This window comes from Candidatus Galacturonatibacter soehngenii (assembly GCF_008830185.1).
Classification (GTDB): domain Bacteria; phylum Bacillota; class Clostridia; order Lachnospirales; family Lachnospiraceae; genus Lachnotalea; species Lachnotalea soehngenii.
Map to the genome: position 1 here is coordinate 662,731 of NZ_WAGX01000005.1, position 23,640 is coordinate 686,370.

Here is a 23,640-nt window from a genome sequence, read left to right on the forward strand (position 1 = left end):
AGAAAGGAGGAAATATCCATTCCTCTTATAAATTCCCTTGTATCCTTCATACTTTTCCCTCTCTTTTTATAACAACCACTGTACCGTAATTTTAATTCTATTATCTCAATAATATGGTATGTTTACCTTCCTAAATCAATAATATTTTGGATAAGACCTTTGCATTTTCCGCACTCTTCTCCACTTTCTTCGTCAATACCTGTTCCAGCACCTGTTATCTCTCCAACTTTTTCTACTGTATCGGCACCATTTTTAACTGCATTCACTACTGTTTCTAGAGAAACTTTCTTACAACCGCAAACAGATGAAAGAATACCAGCTAATTCATTTTTACAACCTTCACATTCGGTACATACTCCTGTAATTTTTGCTACTTCCTCTATCGTTCTTGCTCCAGAAACCATAGCCTTTCTAATTGATAGATAATCAACATTATTTTTATTACAAATCACTCTGTTTTTTGCCATATCGTTTTATCTCCTTCTTATGAATAATTATTTATATAGTATATCATGTTTTTCTTAATATAAACTGAGTCATTTGCATTCATACTGTAAACAAAAAAGTACCATCAGGTACTTTTTTGTTTACAGTATGAATGCAAAATAACTATTAGGGTTCTACTCGTATTCTCTGAATACATTAATGATTACTCCATCATTATACTTCGTCTTCTTCCTTACCTGCTTGATTTCTTTCTATGTAAATAGTTGTTCCCCCAATTACTATTACACCTATGATTCCAAGAAGAATCCAAATTGCCATCATACTTCCTTTCGTTTCTTTCGTTGCCTGTTCTTGTGTAGGTTCTACCATTGTGTTTTCGTTCGTTTGGTTGGATGATGTATCTGTTATAGACGCTAACGCACTCTCATTTATCACCTCATGACTCAAAACAACAGTATAGGCCGAAGCGTGAACAAAAGTTAAAGTTGCTTTTCCACCTTCTCCCACCTGTGTCGATTCCATGTACTCTAGTTTGCCAGTCTCTTCGTTGTAATAAAATAGGTTTGCAAACTTTCCTGCTTCTTTTTCATCAAAAGCGATGGTAAGAGTAGCACCAAATCCAAAAGCACCATCATGAGCTAATTCTATCGAAATAGCATTATTTTCCCCTCGAATACTATTTACAACATCCTCTGGGATCACACTTGTGTTCCTTGTTACACCCAGATCAATATCAAAAAGCTGTCCGTCTGACACGTCCATTCCATGAATGGTCCATATAATGCCATCTCCCATATCAAGAATCAGATTTATATTTTGACCACGAAGTGCCTCCAAGACATTGGCAGGAACTTTGCTTACTCCATTCATTTCTACGGTCATCATAACAAGTTCTTGCATTGCCTTTGAGGAACTTGCCTCAATTTCCGCCAAAATTGCTTCCCAACCACTTTTTTCTTCTTCTCCTAAAAGATATGGTTTGTCTGCCTTGCTCTTAGTTCGGTTTTTGGTCTGCTCGCTGGTTACACCTTGTGCACTTCCATTTGCATTTTGATTTACTAACGTATCTGCCTTCGTACTTTCATCTGTTATTGCTTGATTTGATGTCGTATTATCGCTATTATTATTTTGATTTGTCTTAGTTCCTTCATTGGAATTTTCACTGTCTTTGCTACTTTTTTTACTATAATTTGCAGTTACTGTAACTGCCTTAGCAGGCATTTTGAAGGTTGTAGTATTTGCCTTTTTATCTGTAAAGGTTACTCCACTATCACTGCTCCAACCTTTGAATGTATAGCCACTTCTGACTTTTGCTGTAACCGTAACAGTTGCACCCTTTGCATAGCTTCCACTTCCCGTTCCATTTTTTACTTTGACTGTATAGAGCATCTGTGGTGCTTTTGCCGTGGAAGTAACCGTTACAAGAATATTGTAATCTTTGTAGTTGGTGGCACCCGTCACAGGAATTGTCATGGTAGCATTTTCTCCTGCTTTGCTTGCAGATGCGGTATAGGTCAATGTGCTACCTGTAATGCTCATATCTGTTATCTTAATTTTTCCACTTGCCATTGGTGTACTGTAGCTAGCGCCTGCTGGCAGGGTAGGAAGTATTACAGTTGCCCGTGATTGCCCACTTGCCAATACGCTTGTCGACAAGGCAGTTGTGCCATTATATGCAATTTTATTGATTATGTAGTCGCCCAGGTATAGTCCTGTAACTGAGTTGTATTCATCATTTCCAGCAATATCCACTATAACAGCATAAGTGTCTGCATCGATTGGTTTGGTGGTGCTACCGTTATATTTGATTGTGATTGCGCCTAAAGTCTTTCCTGATACTGCTGTCACAGACAATGGCTTGGCAGTGCCGTCATAGTCTACTGCCAAAAGATCATAGGTCAAATCACTTATAGTAGGTGTTTTCTTGATAAATGGCTCAATCTTGACGTATTTATAATTAGTAATACCACTTGCAAGCGTCGAATCGCTTATGACTATCGCACCGCTACCATCGGCATGTAATCCCGCCGTATTTTTGTGTTGGAAGCCAACACCAAAAGTTGGAGCTACGCTTATTGCCTGATGTGCAGCACTGGCAGTGAGGGTTGCGTCGTCAATGATGATAGGATTAGCTAAATAATTGAAAAACACACCGCTACTTTCATAAGTTGCGTTTCCACCAACAGCGTTTAGGCTGCCACCATTTATAATGGTAAGGTTGCTATTTTCGTATCCAAGATTAACACCACAGCTTTTAGTGCTTTCTCCGATACTATCACTCATAGCGGTTAGACTAGCGCCGTCAATCGTCAGGCTGCCATTGGTAAACACGCCATCGCTATAGAAAGCACTACCACCGATGGCGGTAACGTTTGCCTCGCCAGAGATGGTCAGGTTCTTTTCGAAATTTTCAACGCTCATGCCAAGACTTCTACTGTATGATTTGCCTGCAGTAGCGGTTAGACTGCCTGTTCCTAATATGTTTAAATCGCCATCTCTGACATAAATCCCTGCACTGGACGCTCCTGTAGTATCAAAACTGCTGCCACCTATGCTGTTATTACCCACCAGCACTAGGTTTAGATCTCCATTAACAAGAATGCCAGCTACAGCTTTTGAAAAAGGATTATAATCATATTCATATGCATTTGTAATATTTGCATTTGTAAGAGTTAAGGTTGGAAGCGTACCACCTGTAATAGGGGCGTAGCTGACTGTTCCATCTCCAAGCACATCACTTGCATTGGCACTTGTCACTTGCACGCCATCTACCCAAACGTCATGGTTAATAGGAATAAATTTATCAGCAAGTAATTTCCATTCATCACTTGCCTCTTCTCCTATATAACCTGTACTGCCTACATTAATTTGAAACTTTAAACCATTGGAAATGTCTATTGGATTAGAGGCAAATGCATACCGAGCCAATGTCGGGGCGGTCATTCTATTAAATGTTATCAACTGCAAAGCAGTGCAGTCAATAAATGTAGCGTGATTAATTTCACTTACCCCAACACCAATCGTTACCTCTGTCAATGCATCGCATTTATAAAAAATATGTGATCCTACCGTGGTAATATTATCTGGGATAGTCATGGTTGTTAAATTCTTACACGCATAAAATGCACACGGGAGTAAAGTGTTCACACTTTCTGGAATGGCAAATGATTCTCCACTTTTTGCAGATGGATATCTTATTAATGTGGTTTTATCCTTATTGTAAAGAACACCATCTTCGCTCATAAAGGTTGTATTTTCTGGATCTACATTGATAGCAACAAGGTTAGGGCAAGCAACAAATGTATCTGGGCCTATACTTCCACCAATTGTTTTTGGGATAAAAACACTCGACATCCTACAGCTATTAAAACAATGTCCGCTTATCTCTGTAACATCATAGGTATTCCCGTAATTTGTAACTGTTTCAGGAAAAAATAAATCCCCTGTGTACATTTGTTCAGCTCCACTATAAGGACTGTAAATAGTCACTGTTCCGTTTGTTTCACCGTCTGGCTCAGTTAAAACAATAAATTTCCATTTAACATCCGTATTACTGCCAATTGTGATTGGAGCTATAAATGTAGTTCCATACGTATCCGGTGTAATCGTATCTGGTGCAATCTCATCCAAAGTCATGGGTGCCTCTTCCACCTCCACGGTAATCTCTGGCGGATCCACTTTGACTGTGTAGCCCTCAATCAACGGTGTAAAGATATACGTTCCCTTGATATCTACGTTGTACTCCGGCTTAGAAGTCCATGTAATTGGTATATCCACGATAGTTTCTTGCCATTCGGATTCGGTGGCTGTTAGGTCGACTGCCATATCTTGGTTTCCCAAATCTTGTGCAGACTCTTTCTCGGCAACCACGGTTGTCCCTACCGTGGCGGTTAGTGTTTTTGGCAAATTTAAATCCTCAATAGATGTACCTGTTATAACCGTTTTTTCTGCTTCTTCAAGCGGTGCAAAGTTAATGATTTCTTCGCTTGTAACAATCGTCGTATCCACTTCTTGTGCCATTGCAGAAACCGGCAGCATACTAAGTACCAGGCATAGCGCAAGAAACATACTAAGTAGTCGTTTGTTCATAGGGTTTGTTCCTCCTTGGATATCGTTTTTTCCTTTTTCCAGAAGCTTGTGCAACATATAGGTTTTTTCTTTGGTGGCAAAACGAATGTTTTTCTTACAGAGAGGTATTTCTTTGTTGCACCACCAAGCTATCTATTTTCAAATGTCTTCAAATATAATGCATTTGATTTAATATAGGCTATTTTTTATGTGTATAAAATTCGCTTCGCATTATTAATATACCAAAAATCTATCTTCAAAAACTGCCCCTTGCATGAAACATGATTATTTTGACATGAATCATAATTTATTGATTATAATAGAAAAATAGAAATAGTAAATTGGAAAAACTAAAAGAACAAGCGAAGAACTTTTCTCCGCTTGCATTATGCACTTTAATATTCAAAGGACAGCTTCCTCTGTAGTAGTACACATTTCTTCAATTGTCAAATTCATCTGCTGCTTTCCTTCTTCTACCAATAGTAATTTTGTCTTTCTTCTAATTGAATCAAAGCCTCAAGAAGCTGTTCTTGGAGCTCCGTCTTAGAGAGACTTTTAACATATTCCTCCAGCTCCTCATAGTGTTGTTGTTCCCTTGCTTCTTCCTCCTCCTCCCAGCTCTCTACTTCCTTTAGAAAATCTAATGCCACTTTAGGTTCTGCGGTAAAATATAGTGCAATCATATGTTTGCAAATAACCCTCCGTCCATCTGCAAAAGGACAATTGCAGCTAGATTTTCTTGGATGCGCTTTGTCTATCTTTACCATATATTTATTGCCATTACTGCCAGACACAATTCCACTATAGGTTTCTGTTCCAGTCTTCTCCAAAGAGATTACCTTTTTTCCATTATAGTAATCCATTCCTCGCCAGACTGAATTTCTCCTTGCTATTTCAATTAATCCCATAAGTAATATTCACCCTCTTGTTGCGTTATCATATAATCATTGTAACTGATACCATTTTTTATAGCAACAAATACGCATTAAAAAAGAGCCCAATCACTGTAATTGTTTGCTAGTTCTTTCAAAGAGTTTATGAACATTCCTATGTGAAATCCATCACAAACAGAGTGGTGTACTTGTATGGCTAGTGGCATCAATACCTTTTCTTCTTCATATATGAATTTTCCAACAGTGAATATGGGTGGTAAGTAGTAGCCTTCGTTATAAACATTTAAATTAAATGAAGTAAACTCCGTCCATGGAATACATGAAATAGTAAATATATTTTGGGGCATATTAGGCTTTGGTGTCATAAGTGTTGAGCTGGAATAATCGTAAATATCTTGAACACAATTATCATAAAAAGTTGTGAAACACGAATTATATTCAGTCCAAATGCTTGAAAATGTTTGATTTTCTTCATGAAAGACTGTATAACTAGGGTTTACCTCACTCCAATATCCTAAATGACCATCACTGTCAGTATCCATTCTAAATTCTTTATGGTGATTGACAGCAGTTGCTATCATGTATATCAATGCTGGATATATTTTTTTGTTTTTCTTTTTCATTTCTTGTTTTAGAAATGTAATATCGATATTAGTAGTTAAACTGAATGTACAGCGTAAATTTTTAATATAGTGTAAATAGTGTTCTTTTCTATTCCATTTTTCTATATCAATTATATTAAAATTCATCTCATCCTCCTTACTCAAAGCTACAAAACGTATGGTTGTAGATAGGAATAATCAATAATACTCTATTCGTTCAATGCCGCTGATGCTTTAATAATCATAGCCTGCACATCCCTTCATATCATTATTATAATTCTTTATTCCTGTAAAGTAAACGGACTTCTAACTTCTAATCGCGTAAATTTATCTTTGGAATTTAAAGGTGTAGAGTTCACCTGCGATACTCTGGCAAAATATCCTATTACATAGACAAATGCAAGATTTTATAAATTTTAAAAAATAACATATTTTCTGGTAACGTTTCAAAAAAATAATATTCTACATATTTCCATTTGTCTGGATTGTATATTAATACTATGCCAGTACACTCTTTGAAATTTTGAGAAAAACTTAATGATTTCATCGTCGATACTTCTATTATTTCTTTTTCAATTTCTAACGCAAACTTAGATTTTGAAAAATTCTCATATAATTCCACTAATGATGGCACTCCAATATTTATTTTTTGCCAGCCAAATGTTTTTAAGATATTGTCATAATAACCGTTAAAAATAAACCGATTCATACCTTCATTATTCTTCCATAAATACAATGGAGAATATTCATTACTACTTTCTGGAGTATCATATTTTTCACTCATCAGATATGCTTTAAAAATTAAGTCTGGGAATCCATCTGTTTTCTCTCCATTGGCGGAAACTCTGTGACGAATCGTATTCATATCATAACTGTCTGGTAGCTTAATTTTATATTGCATCGCAATCATTATTATTCCTTCTCGTATTATATAGTAGTAGTGTTTATAGTCCCTCTCCAAGGACTGTATGCTATACTAATGGAGATACTGTGGATTGGTGCTCACCTTCTACCACTTGATGGTTACAGAAAGACTCCAACCACAATCTCTTTGTATATTTGTTAATCAGTTAGATACCGCATGACGGTTTATTTAGAACGAGAATACAATCGCAAGGAGTATCCGTGGTTCCAAACAGTATCAAATACATTTCAAAGGAGAATTGCTATGATATACGCAGGAATTGATATTGCAAAGGATAAGCATGATTGCTTTATCACTAACTCAGATGGTGAAGTGCTCTTTAAAGCATTTACCTTTCCAAACAACCGAGATGGTTTTGATGAACTCTATCAGAAAATCATATCCGTTACAGATGATTTAACCGAAGTAAAAGTAGGACTTGAAGCCACAGGACACTACAGTTATAACATCTTGGGATATCTTCTTGATAAAGGTCTGACCACCTTTGTTATCAACCCGTTACATACCAACCTTTACAGAAAAAGTCTAAGCCTTAGAAAGACGAAAACGGATAAAGTTGATGCCCATACGATTGCTACAATGCTTATGTCTGATGTGAACTTAAAGTCCTACTCAGACACATCTTACCATAATGAAGAATTGAAGTCACTAACTCGCTATCGTTTTGATAAAGTTAAGGAACGTGCCAAGTTAAAAACCTCCATTTCCCGTCTTGTTACAATTCTTTTTCCAGAACTGGAGAAACATGTGCCAACACTCCATATGGCATCTGTTTATGCTTTATTATCTGAGTTTCCAAGTGCATCTGATATTTCATCAGCTCATTTGACTAGGCTGACAAATCTACTTTCTGTTTCTTCTAAAGGTCACTATGGAAAAGATACTGCTAATCTTTTCAGAGAAGCAGCAAGGACATCCATTGGTTCTCATATGCCTGCCAAATCTCTGGAACTAAAGCATACCATCAGACTGATTAAGGAACTAAATTCTGAAATCAATGAAATTGAATCCCAAATCAAATCTATCATGGACAATATCAATTCACCAATTCTAAGCATTCCAGGTATCAACTACCGTATGGGTTCCATGATTATTGCTGAAATCGGTGATTTTTCTTATTTTGATTCTCCTGATAAGATACTCGCTTATGCAGGTTTATCACCATCTACTTATCAATCCGGTCAACTAGATTCTTCCTATGCACGCATGGAAAAACGGGGTTCCAAATATCTACGATACGCTCTATTTAACGCAACTATATTTGTGTGTCATTGGGATCCAACCTTTTCAGCTTACCTTGCCAAAAAACGCTCTGAAGGTAAGCATTATTATGTTGCAATATCACATGCTGCTAAAAAACTCGTCAGAGTAATTTACCGGTTAGAAAAATCCGGACAATCCTACATCAAAGCAGCTTAAGTTTTTAATAAAAATGTCTCCTTATTGAGCACCTGTTAAGATGCTCTATTTGTCATGCAGTTTTCAATGTTCAAATATATGAAATGCATATCCGCAATTCATTCAAAAAAATATCATTTTAGACTTGACTTTTAATAGTTAGTCTTTCTGAATAAAATAAGCCACTAAGGTGGAAATTGCACCTTAATGGCTATACGTTTATATTATTATTTTTATGTGTTGAACTACTAGATTGTTACAAGCACCCAAGGATATAAGAACCTTTTTCTTTCTATTTATTCATTAGAATTATACCTATAAAACATAACCCAAAACCCATTACTCTTTTTATAGATATTCCCTCTTGAAACACTAATGCACCAATAAATAATAAGATAATAGCTATACAAATATTTACACTCAATGAACCTTTGCTTAGTTCCCATCCACCACGGTACATAAATATATAACCACCTTCAATTCCAACGACAACAAAACCTAAAATGACATTTGAAATATTAAACTTTGCAAATTCTATGCCATTATGGTATTTTGAAGTGATTAAAAAAGTAATAAAACTTATAAAAAAAGCAACTCCATAAGTTATCGACAGTCCAAAATAAACATTGAAACCACTTGTCATATTTTTACTTATAATATGATAGAAAATATTACAAAGAATTACCACAAAAAATGGAATATAATAACTTATGTTCATACAACATCATCCTCCAAATTCTTTATCATCCAAACATGTGGGCAATCTTCATCTAGATATACTTCTCCTTGCTTTGTGTATCCATGCTTTTCATAAAATTTTGCAATCCGAACTTGTGCTGACAAAATTACGCTACTACCACCATTATTTCTAATACTTTCTTCTGCAAATCTAAGCATTACTGCTCCTACATTATTTCCTCTGTGTTCTTTAAGAACGGCAATTCTACCAATTACAAACATTTGTTTTCCGATATGAAAATAAATTCTGCATGTCGAAATTGGTTTATCCTTATTATACAAGACAATGTGTACAGAATTATTATCTGTCTCATCAAACTCATTAATAAATCCCTGCTCCTTTACAAATACTTCGTTCCTTACTATTTTGGCGTCTTCTGGTAAATAATTAAACTCTCTGATTGTCATTTTGCCCTCCTTAATAATAAAAAGACACCCAAAAGCTGACCTTATAGTGTGAAAACACACCGTACCTACGGTTGGCTTTTGGATGCCTATAATGCTATTATCCGGTGATAACAGCATAAGCACTTATTTAATTTACAAAGAGACTATAACAAATCAGTAAAGAGATGTCAATGTCAATTTACCTCTTACAGCTAACCTTAGTGTATGCTTTTTTGCTGTTGTTGCGCAATCTTCTCATGAATATTGGTATTATAAAGCCTATAAAGATCCGTATCCTTACTAATCTGATTATCAAAAGGAATCACTACCGATTCACACTTGATTAGCCCCATACCTGATGAAGTGTTCGTTACAAATCGAAGCTGTGCCTCAGATACACCAATAACCTCAGCCATCTTAGAACTATCTGTATTTGCTTGCTTCAGAAGTGCTACGAATTCAGAGTTTGCAAGCATGGTTGTTGCTGTGTAGTTTTGAAGTAAGTCAACAACATTCTGGGTAATCCCTGTACAAAGTCCACCCTGCTTTCTAACTTTTTTCCATAGCTGTTGCAGATACTTCGCTGAATATTCAGAATTTAAAAGCACATGAAACTCATCAATATAGAGCCATGTTGCTTTTCCCTTCTGACCGTTTTCAACAATTTTCTGCTGAATTGCTTCCATCATAACAAGCATTGTAATCGGACTTAATTCTGCTCCCAAATCCCTGATACCATAGACAGTGAAGCGATTATCAATATCTACATTGGTCTGATGGTTGAATATATTAAGGGAACCATTTACAAACAGCTCCAGGGACAATGCAATGTCTTTTGCCTCTTCCTCTGGCTGTTGTAAAAGCAGTGCATAAAAGTCACTCATAACCGGAATATACTTTTCCTTGCTTCTTGCAATATCAAGATACAGCTTTCTTACACATCGGTCAATGATTGACTTCTGTCTGGAATTTAGACTATCACCAATACATTGTTCGCAAAGTCCAAGCATAAATTCTCCCTTTTCCCTTACCATCCCTTTGGAATCGTTTGGATCAAGGCTCCATACATCAAGCTCCAACGGATTCACATAGTTATCTGTATAAGTGGACATATTTACAACTGTTCCACCGTAGGTATGAGCGATATCAAAGTACTCGTTCATTGGGTCAATACAAATGATTTCATCATTTCCTGATAAATAAACGGAACCCATTTCCATCTTACAAAAGAAAGACTTACCAGAACCCGGCACTCCGAATACAAAACCATTTCCATTAATCAGCTTCTTACGGTTACCGATATTTGAGATAGTCAAGCAAAATTGTAACACCAATACTGATATTTTTATCGGTAACTAAATCTCTTTTCAAATGGTGTTAAATACCCATTTGATGAATGTGGTCTCACATGATTGTAATATACAAAAATATAATCATAAGTTGCTTCATTTAATGCCTCATCTGTTTCAAAGCTATGGTGATTTGCAAAATCTGCTTTAAATGTTCCGTAAAAGCTTTCCATGGGAGCATTATCATAAGGGCATCCTGCCTTACTCATACTTTGAGTAATATTTTGCAAAGAACAAAATTCTGTAAAAGCTCTCGATGTAAACTGCGACCCTTGATCACTATGAAGGATAAGCCCCTTCTTAACGGTATTATGATTCAGTGCATAGGTCAGAGTTTCAATTGCTAATTCTGCATTAATACGATTACTATTTAAAGTTGCCACTGGTGAACGATCATATAAATCAATAATAGTACAATTATATCTTTTCGCTCCATCCTCTCTCCACATATACGTAAAATCCGTACACCAAATCTTATTGGGTTCATCTACTTTAAAGTTTTGATTCAATAGGTTATCAAATTTTTTATAGCAATCGCCCTTTTTGTACTTTGGTTTTTTGGGTACCACAATTGACCTAAGTCCAAGCTCATTCATATATTTATGAACGGTTGGATTACTTAAGCTTATAGATTTTCTATTAAGAAAGATACGCATCATTCGATATCCTGGTCGCCCCGCATACTCATGATAAATCTCTTCAATGGTTGCTTTGATTTCTTCCTTTTTCTTATAATAGTCAGCTTTTCTATGTTTTTTGTAATTATAATAGGCATTTGGCTTTATATTAAATCTCGATAAGAGCCAACGTACACCATAATTTTCATGGTAGAAATCAATGAAATGGTATTGTTCTAATCTAGTTCCTTTGCGAAGAATGCGGCCGCTTTTTTTAAGAAATCATTTTCCTTTTTGGATTCAGCAAGTTCCTTACGAAGTCTTAAATTTTCTGCCATTAAATCTTTCTCATTATTTAACTCTGGATTTGATTCGCATTCTTCACTGTACTCGCGTATCCACTTGCGCAAGCTACCTTCTCCTAAATTGTATTCCTGATTTACGCTTTTCATTTGGCGTCCTTCTTCAAGGACTAATCTCACTACTTTTTTCTTAAACTCTGGGGTATAAGTTTTTTTGATTCCTGCCATTGTAATAGCCTCACTTTCATATGAATTATTTTATCATAAATATCAGTGTTACTGTTACAACTTTAGTTTAGCATCTCATTTCAACCCCGCCTTTCTGACCACTCCTCATGGGGTCACAATAATAGATGCTTGTGCGCTCGATATCATTTATTCCAGTCTCAAGTGATTTCGGATCACCGAATTCCGATCCCCTGTCTGTGAGAATGGTATTGAACAGAGAAAGGAAACCATAAGTGCTGAGCTTCTTCTCTAAACGGTCAAAAACCATACGAACAGCACCCTTTGTGCATCGGTTCATGATATATGCAAGGAACAGCTTCTCACGCTTAAAAAAGAAGGTCAGCAAAGTCTTTCTGGATTCCCTTGAAGAATGCACCGTGTCCATCTCCGTCCAAATCTCCGGATTAAGAGTTTGGAAATCAGCATAGGTTCTGCCGATGAATACCGTACGGTCTGTGATCTGCGTTTTATGACATTTACGGATTTTGAACTTAGGCTTGCGCTTGAGATCGATATTCCTTGCTGTGAAAAGCCCTTTATCCAGATATGTATATACCGTACGAACAGACATATCCAGTTCGGGATGATTCGTAACGATATGATAGGGTGACTGCCCTTGAGCAATCAGAGGAGAAACGATCCTGTCTTTCTTGTGTAGATCCTGCTTAGTCATGTTGATACCGGCCCGGGAAGAACTAAGTAGCTCGTGATATTTTCTGTCTGCAAAACGAGCGTCATAACGGTACTTATGGGCAATGGTACAGTGATTAATCCTTTTGTCACAGCCGTTGCAGACATAGGGAGCCTTATCCAGCCTATTGCAGCGCTCTTTTACGAAATCCTTGCAGGTCTGATTACAGGTCGGGCATGAGGTACATTTGATATGACACAGAATGATCTTGTTGCAGGCATTCGTCTTACGACAGTGATAGCGATGGATGCAAAAGTTGTGCGCATTATAGAATGTCCCCTTGTGATACCAGTCACTTAATCGGTGTAATTTAACTTCCTTAGAAATGGTAGTTGGATCCTTGCACAGGTAACGTGCTATATCCTTAAAACTTCGTCCTTCATTTAGAGACCTTTCAATAAACAAGCGGTCATCAAGTCTTAGATGTTTTTGGTTACCAGGTATTAGATTGCTCATAATATCTCCTTCTACTGCCGTCAGAAGGTATGACAATCATATCACCTAGGTATGAAAGAGTAAACTCTACTTGTGCGAAAGTAAATTCCACAGCATAAAAAAGGTGTGGAATTAAACTTTTCAATTTTCACCCAACTTTCTCTTCTGCATGAAATATATACATACCACCTCCGTCTGTGATAAAATATATAAAACGGAGGAAAACACTATGTCAAAATGTTCAGATGAAATCAGAAACAAGTATATACAGAATCCACCCGAAGGCATGACCGCTGATGACATCCGCCACATGAGTGAGGATGATTTGCTTGATATGGATTACTTCTTAAATGAAGACGATGAGTTTGACGAAGACTTCCCGGGAGCTGAAGGTTTCTATATCTTCTAAAACCTATCGTTTACTTGTTGTGCCCGCCTCCATGCGGGCCCTTTTCATATCAAGAGTTCTCCAAAGGAGAACTTTCCTATAAAGTAAAAAAACTGATAGAGAGTTAGAGTGTTTCACTTTAACTTTCTATCAGCTTTATTTTACAAATACTTATAGTCCTTTGACTATGGTATCATAGCTTCCATAAACATACTATAATAGCAGCACTGGCTGTGGTATGGCCTCAATAAACTTTCTACAAAGATGGGCAAAACATCCAACTCTTATAACTCAAAAATATTTAAATATAAATCAATAACCTTTACTGAAATTCTCTGAATTTCTCTTTATATCACCAGCTATTGCTACATTAAATTATCATCTATTTCAGTATTTTCCTTTGTGTCACTTCCAAACCACATCTCGCTATTGGTTCTCACTTTACCAATAGCAGTATTTAAGTAAATCTCCATACTTTCTTTTTATTTTAATAATTCTTTCATCATTTCGGTCTTAGTTAAATCAATTTTCTAGCTTTAAAATCAGTTCATTGCTGTGCTTCCGATCTACTACAACGCTTTAAGATTTATACTAATCAATCATAAACAGAATATTACCATTTAAATTCAAGTCAACAAAAATTTAGTAATATCCTATATCTGTAATAATCCATTTTCCATTATTTTTAACTAAAAAATAGGTAGAAATTTGATTTCCATTTTCTAGGGGTTCAGTTGAATCATCATAGTATTCAACTTCATAACTCACTTCATATATAATTAAATCTTTTCTTTGAGTATTATTTATACTACCTAAACCAGAACCAAGATATCCACTGTACAGATGATCATCTTGTATAAAAGAAACATCGTTTATATTAATTTTCTTTATATTATCCAATCCATTTTTTATAGCATTTGCTAGGTCATCTGAATACAAGCTGTATAATTTCTTTTCTTCTTTTGAATTTTTATATTTAAAAGAATTCTCAACGGTTTGTTTAGAACTGAGCAAATCATAATAAGTATAGTATCGATTGTACTTAGAACTTTTATAAATAAATATTACAAAAAACAATATTATTACAAAAATCAAAATGGTAATTATAAACTTAAGAAGAGTCCTTTTTTTCATAATAAATTATTCCTTTCTCCATATTAATAATAAAATTTTGAATTGTAGATCTATTTTATGAATTTCATTGTATTTTATTTTACTTTGTTAAGAATAAATATTTGTATAATTATAATTCCATTTTTCAATTATGTCAACAATGTTTTAATATTAATTTCAATTATTTAACAATAAAATCGTTGACTAATATAATATTTTAAAATATAATGACATTATAACCAACTGTAATGTCATTATATTTTAAATTTATAAAAAGGAGGGTAGGACGTAAGTTTAGGTTAACCAAACAAAGTTAGAAGAGATTTTAGTAGGGTATTTTTCTAATTACTTGGAAGTACAAAAAAAATTAGAAAACATTGATAATACTTTTGTTGCCGAGTCAAGTAAACTAGAAGAATATACAGAATTACATTCTGAATTATCAATTAATTTATACAAAAAAACGACAGGACAAATTGATTGGTATGATATTGATATAAAAATAAATTCTGTAGATAAATTTGATGAACTAATCAAAGTTGATGTAGATAATATTGTAAAATTAAAATATACAAATACAGATTTTGATAGTGATTATATAGAAAGTCATATTATTTACTTAAGAAACTTTGATGGTGATATGAAGATCGTAGAAGATATTTTCGATCCCGCTTTTACAGCTTCTGAAATTGATAGTCAGATTATGGCTAGACAGATGACTGAAGATACGTATATGGAAAATAAAGTTGAAGACTTGAAAACCAAACTTAAGAACTTAGATGGTTACATCGAAGCAAATAAATCTAAGGGTGAAAAAGGTGGAATAACGCCATTTGCCACTGTAGTCTATAATGGAAATGCTGCTGCTAAGTGGGCATACGACAATGTTTATTCAACACCAGACTATGATGCAGATTGTACTAATTTTGTCTCTAAGGCGATAAATAAGGGGGGAATTCCGACTGATAGTGTATGGTATCTACATAGTAATGCCTGGATTCGTGTTATAGAATTAAGAAACTGGCTTATAAATAAGGGATATGGAACACAATATAGTAGCTATAGTAATGCTTTAATAGGTGATATTGTACAGTTTTATAGTCCAAGCTATGGGAACTGGCGACATTCAGTAATGGTAACTGCAAAAGATAACTGGAGTAGTTATCCTTATGTAAGCGCCCATTCATCGCCGCAAAGAAATGTTCTTGCATCATATTACTATCCAAATGGTAGTTATACTAATTTTAGAGTAATAGATGTTCACGGTAAATAGGTTCATATAATAAAAAATCTAACTTATTTTATTGTAGTCATAATAAAAGATTAGATATTATTAATATAATTGCTTAAATTTTTGTATCCGTAAAACAAACAGCTTTCTGACTTGAACAAAATATAGACAAAAGGTAATGGTAGAAAGACATCTTTCTACTATTACCTTTTTACAGGTATCTATTAGAGAACCAACAGGATACTTATCTCAACGATTTGAATTGATTTTTCAGTATAAAACCAATGATGATTTGAATTTAATCTCAGAAAATAACAAACGTTGCATTGTTTATTTCTACCATCTTGGGAACAACAATAACAAGACGATTATTTAGTAGGTGGTGCTACACCATAAAACTTGTAGGATTTTGGAATAGGCTTATGCTGAAAAAAATGGAGTTATGCACTAACCGTTATGTTATTCACTGTACTCAACTAACGTAATATTGAGGAGCAACATGCATTGGGTCAGCTACTTAATTTCTTAATTCCCTTTGTGCTACTTTTATAGCTTGACTAAAAGCCTTAAAAGCATATATTAGACTTGTCGCTATATAATACGTCGTCTTAATAATGTATTCATCTGTTTAGTTTTTAAAAGTATATGGTAAATTGATATAATTGACTTAACATAATTCCCATTCCCCTATCCACTGCTGTTTTGAATAATTATATTGTCTGCGATACATTTTTCCATCGACAGCTTTATAACGCCATCCAACAATATCAGCAAAAGGAACTACAGTATATTCACCTGTTCTTGAATTGATAACATTTCCGTTCGATGAAAAAAATGGAATATCTAAAGCTTTAGTTTGAGCATATACGTCTGTCGACATAGTATAAGCTATCATAAGTGTTACGAATAATAATAGTTTCTTATTTTTTGTTCTCATATTTTTTGTTCTCATATTTTTTTACCTCCTCTAAATTACTGTATACCTTCAAGTTTGAATAGGACTCTTTAATCTCCTGAACAGTCGCAAAAAAACTATGGTTAATATATACATCATACCCGCCATTTGAATTTAAAATCAAATAACTTGTGTCTTCTGTTAATTCAACAGTATTAGCAGCATGATCAGTAGGTATTGAATAGGGTTCAAAAACTGCAATAAATGAGAAATACATTAATAGAACTAATTGAGCGACCATTAAGATGGTCACTAAACGCGTATTGTTTGAACGTTTATAACCTCCAAGTATTAGATGAAACCTTTGAGAAAGTACAGAGGTTTTCCCATTATCAAAAGTGACTAAAAAATAATTGTTTTTTTTCAAAGATAAGTTCTTCGCTATCTTTAATAAGCAATCCAAATATTTTGTTTTTTCATACTCACTAAAAGCTTTAGTTACTTCTAAATCAGTTCTAATTTCAAGCATTTTGTCGATTTCAGCATTAAGAAGATATATAAAAGGATTCCACCAGTAAACAACTTGCAATATCTGTACAAACATTTTAATTTGCAAATCTCGATTATAATAATGAGTTATCTCATGTTTTAATACAAAGTACCATTCTTTATATGTTAAATCCACTGTAGGAACTATTATTTGGGGGTAACGAAAACCGTAAAGCATTGGTGATGAAATTAAGTTTGAATGAATAACCTGAAATGATACAGGTCTCTTATAGTCTTGTGTAACTTTATGTAATATTTTATTTACTTTTGAATCGTGTAATCTAGGTAGTTTTTTAACAACATGTCCAAAATATAGGTGAGTTTTTATTGTAACAGTTGCCGTAATTACTATGCCTACTCCCCATATAAAGAGTACAATATGAAATATAGTTACTGTCTTATTAAATGCACTAGTAACAGGCGTATTCAAAATACTTAAAATACATGGCATTATATATCTGCTAGCAAAGGAACTAGAAAAAGTAAACTCAAAGGGAAATATAAGCCGTATTGCAATAAAACTAATAAAAATTATAATACTTCTTACACCTATTAAAACCATTCTATCTATATCAAGCAAATAAAACCAAATAAAAATTATTAGCAAACTGCATAAAAACACAACAGATATCACTGACGAAGTTGATAAAAACATTCTATACCCCCTTCTCTATTTTATTTTGTTGATTTAATTGTTTTTTCCTTTCTTCAAGTAACTTTTCCAGCTCTTTAATTGTATTAGCTTCATTTTTTTCATGTTTAAGAAGAGTTGCTACAATATTTTTTGTAGATATCGCTTTATCTAAGTTTCTATAATTATTTATAACCTCATTACTAATGAAATCTTCTATACTAATTAGTGGCCGATAGCTCCGAGACAAAACTGTGCCACTGTGTACTATATCAGCCACCTCAATGATATTCTTGGATAAAAGATTTCTTAAAGATAACTGAACAGAGCTTATGCTTAAAGAAGGGTTTAGTTTTGGTATATCGGAAGCTAATAATGGAGTATCACTGTTCCATAATACTTCGAGTACATCTTTCTCTCTATTTGTTATTTTTGAATCACTTTTTTTACTTGGCATTTCTAACCACCCTTCCTACAATCTTTATTTTATTAGTATAATAATATAATTATTTTTTTATGTCAATTATAGAATGATATTATAAACAATAAATAAAATAATAATTTTAACTAATAACTACAATTATATAATAATATAATACTTTATTGTTATATTAAAAAATATCTCATTCTATGAGTGCCGTAAAAACAAATTTATAAAATAACATCATTTCTCTAATTCTGCCTTAGAAGTAACAGCAATTCTTGAATAATCTGATCCTTTATTAAATCAACATTCCTTATCTGATTCATATGTCCTCCTTTTTATAAAAGCCGGACTTTCCCCCGGCTACAATGAACTATTTTATTAACGGAATGGTACCTCGCTCTCGACACCCCTTCGCTCCATTCGTGCCTGACTCTGTGCTGCCAACTGCCCTCTTTCTGATACCAATTCCTTTTCTTGATGATAGCAGTTAAGAATCTTCTCATACAGTTTTTCCCGAAAGGTTTTTGTTACTGGAAAGCAGATATCCTGATAGGCTGGCTTTCCATCTTTTCCAGTCTGTTTTACCTTATGGGACGGCATTGCCACAAATTTCTTTTCCTTTCCCTGAATAATGCTTACGTTTCCTACCACAAAGCTGTCTTCAAAATAGATACGGGCAAGTCCTAAAATATTGCTGCCCTCTCGTTCATATGGTGTGACCTTCACAGAAAACTCCGGTTCCTCTGCTCCATGATGCTCCCTTATTAATTCTGTTCTTCCCGTCTCATCCATTTTCTCATATAAATCAAGAATTCTCATAAAGTTCCTCTCTGAACTCTTTCGTAATGGGATTACAAATATCCTTATACACCGCTTCATTCTGCTCGGTTCTTTCATTGCTGCGGTAACGTGGCATGGATACAAAGGTCTTCCCCTCTTGATTGGTGAGCACTGCGGTATTGGTAATTTTAAAGCTTTCTCCAAATGTCAGCGTTGCAAATGCCTTGATACTTTTTTCTGTCTGATTCACTGCGTTTAACTTAATTGCATATTCCATACATTCCTCTCTTTCTGCCCCTTTTGTGGCTTAAAACACCATTTCTATGTTCTGTTATTTAAAAATACCAAGCACAATTCCTTAAGAAGAAAACTCTTCGGGTTTACGGATAAAACAACTCATCTGCTCCAATTGTTCTAGTTTTACATTTCCATGAAACCAATTGGCAAGAGTAATCCAAAAACCGTCCTGTTCATAATAGATCCATGCATCTGCTCCTATTTCTTTTATTACTGTAATGGAGAAATCCGGCAGGTATATTTGCTCTTCTTTATCAAAATTACAGATAATTCCTTCCTAAAGGCAAAGTCCCAGTTCCGGAATTTCTATCCACCAGCCGCTTATTACAATCTGATACTCCTCTTCCCTCTCCATCAAAACATCCGGTATCTCTTCCAAATCCAGTTCTGCAAGCACTTCTTCGATTTCTCCAAGCCTATACATCTGCTCCATATTCCCCTCCTCTTCCATTCCCTCTTCTTTCAGCCACTTCTTACTCCGTTCTTCTCCTGTCATATTCCTTTTCGATTTTCCCTGTCAGGCTTTTTTTGTTGCATTTCCTGAATCTGTTCACAGTTTGACTGGCAACCTGCCAGGTATGTATTCTTAAAAAGTTCCGGCTCTAATACCGCGCTAGTCAAATCACATTGAAGAAAGGCATATCCAGATATGTCAATTCCGGTAAAATCACACCCTCTGAAATCTTTCCCAGCAAATACTTTTTGGCTATCTATGATTTCCTCTGCATACTCTTTTTTCAATCTCTCTTCCATTAGCAAAGGCGGTTCAGCGTGATCCATTTGATAAACTTCCTCCAGTAATTTTTCCCTTTCTTCAAATTCCAGAAGATCCCGTTCCACATATGCTTCCTGTAAATCAATCCGCTTGACAGCCATTTGATTTAACTGTGCCTCCAGCTCCATTTTCTCTGCTTCCTTTACAGTCTTAGGTAAGTGAATTAAAATTAAATTTTTTATTTTTTCCATATCAAAGGGAATACCCCATTCTGCTTTTTCATGGTCATACCCACACACCCAGACAAGTGTATCTCCTGCATAGGGGATACTACTTTCCAATCTTCCAAATTCATCCGTCTTTCTTACCATAAACGGCTGTTCTATTTGAGGATTATAATAAAAGGCTGCATGACCATTCTTCTCCAGGCAATAATAGTCATGACCAAAATAGCGTTCGTTCTGGTACTTTTTATAATCCAACGAATATCCATAGGGCTTCACCTGATAGCCCTCCTGTTTCAGCCATTCTCCAAACTGGCAGATATGAAACACTCTCTGACCATGCTGAAAATGATATTCATCCAAGTAGGTACAGGGCTTTATGATTGCCTCCGCTTCTTTTCCGGTTTTCCATACCTTTAATTGTTTTCCGTCCTCTACTTCACATAAAAGGCGATACCTATCATCTACAATACGAATTTTTTCCATTCTGCCTCTCCTCCTTAAAACCAGAATCCCTCTTTTGATTAAAAGTTAGAATTCCTTCTATTTCACAGGGTTCCTTCTCTAACTCCTCAAGTGATATCTTCCCTTCCTGCCAATGAAATACACATGCAACAAAGTCTTCTTCCTCATCATAGAGAAGCTCCCCACACTCTTTATCCAAAATGGCAGTTACTATATATTCTGGTTTCCATTCTCCCTCCTGTTTCTCATAACAGATGAGTCCCTCGTGACCGATATGTGAAAATGTGGCAGATAGACACCCGCACCGCTTACCACCATGACACCCTGTTTTAAAGCAAGCTCGGTATCTGGTATGAACCGATGCTCTCCTTCCCTTAAATAAGATTCTACCGTTCCAAAAGATACGTTCAAACCGCTTCCTCCCTTTTTTCCGATACATATAGAAATAGCACCTTCTTTCTTCTCACATTTTTAAATGACTCTTTGCGGATACAAAGTATGCTCTGCCACTCGATTATCCTGCCCTGCCAGATCAACATCCGCCACCTTATTCTCCAAATCAAGTGCTGCATTTAGCTCATTTAGTCTGGCTGTCTTTTCCACCAGTTCTAAATCCTGTTCAAATGGTTTTTCATACTCTGCCTTGGATTCCTCCAGATCCCTTTGATACTGCTCCATACGTTTTTCTAAAAATTCCACATTTTCCTGCAAGCTGCCAAACAGATTTTCAAGTTTTATCATGTTTCCGATGGGGCTTGTCGATAGCTCTGCTTTATAGTCTGTCTTTCCACGAAGAACCAGATAATTGACACCGATAAAATTCTTCTCCACCAGTAACTCAAATCCTTTGAAGCTGCCAATCGCTGTGATTTCTCCGGTTTTGCATTTACTGATTGCCTCTAACATGACAGTTCCGCCGTCCACCCGTTCCGTAAAGACCGCCTTTCCAACCGTAATGGCAAATTCTGTTTCTGAAAGCATTGCCTGCTCTGCCGCCTTGATGTCTTCCTTTACACAGGTCAACTTCTCCCCAGCCGCTTTGATTAGCTTGGGATAGCGGAGCAGATAATTATCCTGTAAGCTGTATCTTTGACTGTCATAGGAATTTTTCAGTAACTTCAATCGCTGCACATCATTTTCTAACTGCATTTTTTCCTTGATCAAAGGATTTCCGGTGGCAACTGCTTTGATTTCCGCATAGGAAAGGGTTGCTTCATCAATGTCCTCACAGGTTCGGGATACCGACTTACTGGTCATGACCTGACTGATAAAACGCTGTTTATTTTCGACCAAGCTCCAACTGTATGCATCGAAGGTTTGTTTGGTCACATAACGATACACGGCCACTTCATCATTTTCATTTCCCTGCCGGATGCCCCTCCCTTCTCTCTGCTCGATACTGGAAGGTTTCCAGGGGCAATCAATGTGGTGCATTGCCACCAGATGCGTTTGGACATTGACCCCCGTACCGCATTTATCCGTGGAGCCAATCAGTATTTTCTTTTTTCCTGTTCTCATTTCTTTAAATAACGTATCCCGCTGTGCATCGGTTTTGGCATCGTGTATAAAAGCGATCTCCTCTGCTGGAATCCCTCTCTTTACCAGTTCCGATTTGACATAGTTATAAACATCAAATTCTCCTCCCGGCTTCCAATCCATAGACCATGCATTTTTTGGTGTTCCAATGTCAGAAAAAACAAGCTGGCAGCCGATATTAACATCCACATTGTGCTGGAAATACTCGGCTGCCACATTTTCGACTACCTTATTTAATTTGCTGTCCGGATTATTTGGTGCATCCGGCTCTAACAGTCTGGCATCGGTGCCAAGAAGCCTTGCTTCATGGGTAATCTTTAGGAAATTATCGGAGCCGGTATCAACGCCCCCATTACGGATTGCCTCCGCCCGGACTACAAAGTTCTCCATGACTTGCTTCACATACCAGTCCGGTTCACTCTCCACAATCACATATTTTCCGCCACGTAGCTTTGGTACGGGTAAATCAAGCATATCCGGAGTCTGTACGTCAGCCACTTTGGTGTTAGAATATAAATAGTACAAGTTGAACGTGAAAAATTCTTAACATAGATATATAATGAAAACATATGGAGGGAATGAATCATGGCAACAAGACAGTACACAGAGGAATTTAAAAAAGATGCTGTACGATATTGGAAGGAACATCCAGAATTGGGAATAGCGAAATGCGCTAAGAATCTTGGTGTAGGTAAGAGTACACTATCTACATGGGGAACGGCATTTGATTCTAATGAAGGAACGATTCCGACAAGAGGACGAGGTAACTATGAAAGTGACGAAGCAAAGGAAATCGCTCGTTTACGTAGAGAATTAAGAGATACTCAGGATGCCCTTGATATATTAAAAAAAGCAATCAGCATACTGGGAAAATGACAGAAGCTTTGTTTTTGGAAACTGCTCAAGCAGATGCGCAGTTACAGGAACAAGGAGAACGCCGGCTGAATGTTTGCGGTGTGCTGAAAAAATTAGGCGTTTCTAGAAGTGGATATCTTTATTGGAAGAAGAAGCTTCCATCTAAACAAGCAATCAGAAAACAAAAGATAAAAGAAAGAATTATAGAAATATATAACGATTCTCACCAAAATTATGGAGCTCCCAAAATCGCAAAATCTTTGCAACAAGAAGGGGAATGTATTGCTGAAAAAACAGTAGGGAACTATATGCGTGAAATGGGACTTAAGGCTCAATATATCAATCCATTTATTGCAACTACAATAGACTGTGATTTCAGTGATGAGTTGAAAAATATATTAGAGGAACAATTCAATCCCGAACAACCCGATGCTGTTTGGTGTTGAGATATTAC

The 23,640-nt window shown here is 35.7% G+C and carries 24 protein-coding genes and 2 pseudogenes; 6 read left to right on the top strand and 20 right to left on the bottom strand.

What is annotated here, in order from left to right:
- Nucleotides 1-122 precede the first annotated feature (122 nt).
- The 5 genes from F7O84_RS10575 to F7O84_RS10595 all read right to left on the bottom strand — a co-directional run bounded on the left by F7O84_RS10575 (nt 123) and on the right by F7O84_RS10595 (nt 6,920).
- Nucleotides 123-467 carry a (2Fe-2S)-binding protein gene (locus tag F7O84_RS10575; RefSeq protein WP_151144756.1) on the bottom strand — a complete coding sequence of 115 codons (345 nt, stop codon included), beginning with the start codon at nt 465-467 and terminating at the stop codon, nt 123-125.
- Nucleotides 468-660: 193 nt separating this feature from the next.
- Nucleotides 661-4,536 (bottom strand): leucine-rich repeat protein, encoded by a 3,876-nt coding sequence (locus tag F7O84_RS10580; protein WP_192451720.1) that lies wholly within the window; start codon nt 4,534-4,536, stop codon nt 661-663.
- Nucleotides 4,537-4,988: 452 nt separating this feature from the next.
- The gene (locus F7O84_RS10585; RefSeq protein ID WP_151144761.1) at nt 4,989-5,423 is read right to left on the bottom strand and encodes an SWIM zinc finger family protein; all 435 of its coding nucleotides are present in this window, start codon (nt 5,421-5,423) and stop codon (nt 4,989-4,991) included.
- Between the two features lie 77 nt (nt 5,424-5,500).
- A complete protein-coding gene (gene catA / locus F7O84_RS10590; RefSeq protein WP_151144764.1) occupies nt 5,501-6,157 on the bottom strand; it encodes a type A chloramphenicol O-acetyltransferase in 657 nt (218 codons plus the stop codon).
- Between the two features lie 238 nt (nt 6,158-6,395).
- Nucleotides 6,396-6,920 (bottom strand): DUF4865 family protein, encoded by a 525-nt coding sequence (locus F7O84_RS10595; protein ID WP_151144767.1) that lies wholly within the window; start codon nt 6,918-6,920, stop codon nt 6,396-6,398.
- 258 nt (nt 6,921-7,178) lie between these two features.
- Here F7O84_RS10595 and F7O84_RS10600 point away from each other — a divergent pair, with 258 nt between their 5' ends.
- Nucleotides 7,179-8,354 (top strand): IS110 family RNA-guided transposase, encoded by a 1,176-nt coding sequence (locus F7O84_RS10600; protein WP_151141897.1) that lies wholly within the window; start codon nt 7,179-7,181, stop codon nt 8,352-8,354.
- A 271-nt stretch (nt 8,355-8,625) separates the two neighbouring features.
- Here F7O84_RS10600 and F7O84_RS10605 read toward each other — a convergent pair whose 3' ends face one another.
- The 5 genes and pseudogenes from F7O84_RS10605 to F7O84_RS19600 all read right to left on the bottom strand — a co-directional run.
- A complete protein-coding gene (locus tag F7O84_RS10605) occupies nt 8,626-9,051 on the bottom strand; it encodes a transporter (protein ID WP_151144770.1) in 426 nt (141 codons plus the stop codon).
- A complete protein-coding gene (locus tag F7O84_RS10610) occupies nt 9,048-9,479 on the bottom strand; it encodes a GNAT family N-acetyltransferase (RefSeq protein ID WP_151144773.1) in 432 nt (143 codons plus the stop codon). The genes F7O84_RS10605 and F7O84_RS10610 overlap by 4 nt, the downstream gene beginning before the upstream one ends.
- A gap of 197 nt (nt 9,480-9,676) precedes the next feature.
- A pseudogene (locus tag F7O84_RS10615) lies at nt 9,677-10,762 on the bottom strand (VirB4-like conjugal transfer ATPase, CD1110 family); the annotation flags it as partial.
- 41 nt (nt 10,763-10,803) lie between these two features.
- Nucleotides 10,804-11,954 (bottom strand): IS3 family transposase gene (locus F7O84_RS10620; protein ID WP_151143866.1). Its coding sequence is split into 2 segments (ribosomal slippage): nt 10,804-11,687 and nt 11,687-11,954, totalling 1,152 coding nucleotides; the frame shifts between segments, so codons are not numbered across the junction.
- A 79-nt stretch (nt 11,955-12,033) separates the two neighbouring features.
- A pseudogene (locus F7O84_RS19600) lies at nt 12,034-13,101 on the bottom strand (helix-turn-helix domain-containing protein); the annotation flags it as partial.
- A 208-nt stretch (nt 13,102-13,309) separates the two neighbouring features.
- On the opposite strand from F7O84_RS19600, the gene F7O84_RS10630 reads away from it, so the two are divergent.
- Complete coding sequence (locus tag F7O84_RS10630) at nt 13,310-13,489, top strand: hypothetical protein (RefSeq protein WP_123610264.1); 180 nt, start codon at nt 13,310-13,312, stop codon at nt 13,487-13,489.
- Between the two features lie 621 nt (nt 13,490-14,110).
- Here the strand turns inward: F7O84_RS10630 and F7O84_RS10635 are convergent.
- Nucleotides 14,111-14,602 (bottom strand): DUF4829 domain-containing protein, encoded by a 492-nt coding sequence (locus F7O84_RS10635; protein WP_151144779.1) that lies wholly within the window; start codon nt 14,600-14,602, stop codon nt 14,111-14,113.
- 328 nt (nt 14,603-14,930) lie between these two features.
- Here F7O84_RS10635 and F7O84_RS10640 point away from each other — a divergent pair, with 328 nt between their 5' ends.
- Together F7O84_RS10640 and F7O84_RS10645 are read left to right on the top strand one after the other, a co-directional pair.
- The gene (locus F7O84_RS10640) at nt 14,931-15,854 is read left to right on the top strand and encodes an amidase domain-containing protein (RefSeq protein ID WP_151144782.1); all 924 of its coding nucleotides are present in this window, start codon (nt 14,931-14,933) and stop codon (nt 15,852-15,854) included.
- Nucleotides 15,855-15,990: 136 nt separating this feature from the next.
- Nucleotides 15,991-16,188 carry a hypothetical protein gene (locus tag F7O84_RS10645; RefSeq protein ID WP_151144784.1) on the top strand — a complete coding sequence of 66 codons (198 nt, stop codon included), beginning with the start codon at nt 15,991-15,993 and terminating at the stop codon, nt 16,186-16,188.
- Nucleotides 16,189-16,479: 291 nt separating this feature from the next.
- Here F7O84_RS10645 and F7O84_RS10650 read toward each other — a convergent pair whose 3' ends face one another.
- The 9 genes from F7O84_RS10650 to F7O84_RS10685 all read right to left on the bottom strand — a co-directional run bounded on the left by F7O84_RS10650 (nt 16,480) and on the right by F7O84_RS10685 (nt 22,829).
- Nucleotides 16,480-16,764, bottom strand: a complete 285-nt coding sequence (locus F7O84_RS10650; RefSeq protein WP_151144786.1) for a hypothetical protein — start codon at nt 16,762-16,764, stop codon at nt 16,480-16,482.
- Nucleotides 16,733-17,911, bottom strand: coding sequence for a M56 family metallopeptidase (locus F7O84_RS10655; RefSeq protein WP_151144788.1), 1,179 nt, complete (start codon nt 17,909-17,911; stop codon nt 16,733-16,735). The genes F7O84_RS10650 and F7O84_RS10655 overlap by 32 nt, the downstream gene beginning before the upstream one ends.
- Before the next feature lies 1 nt (nt 17,912).
- Nucleotides 17,913-18,344 (bottom strand): BlaI/MecI/CopY family transcriptional regulator, encoded by a 432-nt coding sequence (locus tag F7O84_RS10660; protein ID WP_151144790.1) that lies wholly within the window; start codon nt 18,342-18,344, stop codon nt 17,913-17,915.
- Nucleotides 18,345-18,692: 348 nt separating this feature from the next.
- Entirely contained in the window at nt 18,693-19,133 is a 441-nt protein-coding gene (locus tag F7O84_RS19230; protein WP_243140863.1) for a SpoVG family protein, read from the bottom strand.
- Nucleotides 19,120-19,371: a septation protein SpoVG family protein gene (locus tag F7O84_RS19235; protein WP_243140864.1), complete on the bottom strand. Its 252-nt coding sequence runs from the start codon at nt 19,369-19,371 to the stop codon at nt 19,120-19,122. The genes F7O84_RS19230 and F7O84_RS19235 overlap by 14 nt, the downstream gene beginning before the upstream one ends.
- Nucleotides 19,372-19,668: 297 nt before the next feature.
- Nucleotides 19,669-19,887, bottom strand: a complete 219-nt coding sequence (locus tag F7O84_RS19240) for a hypothetical protein (protein WP_243140865.1) — start codon at nt 19,885-19,887, stop codon at nt 19,669-19,671.
- Nucleotides 19,884-20,816, bottom strand: a complete 933-nt coding sequence (locus F7O84_RS10675; protein WP_151144793.1) for a pentapeptide repeat-containing protein — start codon at nt 20,814-20,816, stop codon at nt 19,884-19,886. The genes F7O84_RS19240 and F7O84_RS10675 overlap by 4 nt, the downstream gene beginning before the upstream one ends.
- On the bottom strand, nt 20,791-21,234 hold the full coding sequence (locus tag F7O84_RS10680; RefSeq protein ID WP_151144795.1) for a hypothetical protein: 444 nt from the start codon (nt 21,232-21,234) through the stop codon (nt 20,791-20,793). The genes F7O84_RS10675 and F7O84_RS10680 overlap by 26 nt, the downstream gene beginning before the upstream one ends.
- 32 nt (nt 21,235-21,266) lie before the next feature.
- Entirely contained in the window at nt 21,267-22,829 is a 1,563-nt protein-coding gene (locus tag F7O84_RS10685) for a helicase C-terminal domain-containing protein (protein WP_243140866.1), read from the bottom strand.
- Nucleotides 22,830-22,916: 87 nt separating this feature from the next.
- Here F7O84_RS10685 and F7O84_RS10690 point away from each other — a divergent pair, with 87 nt between their 5' ends.
- Complete coding sequence (locus F7O84_RS10690) at nt 22,917-23,207, top strand: transposase (protein ID WP_151144797.1); 291 nt, start codon at nt 22,917-22,919, stop codon at nt 23,205-23,207.
- On the top strand, nt 23,204-23,632 hold the full coding sequence (locus F7O84_RS19245) for an IS3 family transposase (protein ID WP_243140867.1): 429 nt from the start codon (nt 23,204-23,206) through the stop codon (nt 23,630-23,632). The genes F7O84_RS10690 and F7O84_RS19245 overlap by 4 nt, the downstream gene beginning before the upstream one ends.
- Nucleotides 23,633-23,640 lie beyond the last annotated feature (8 nt).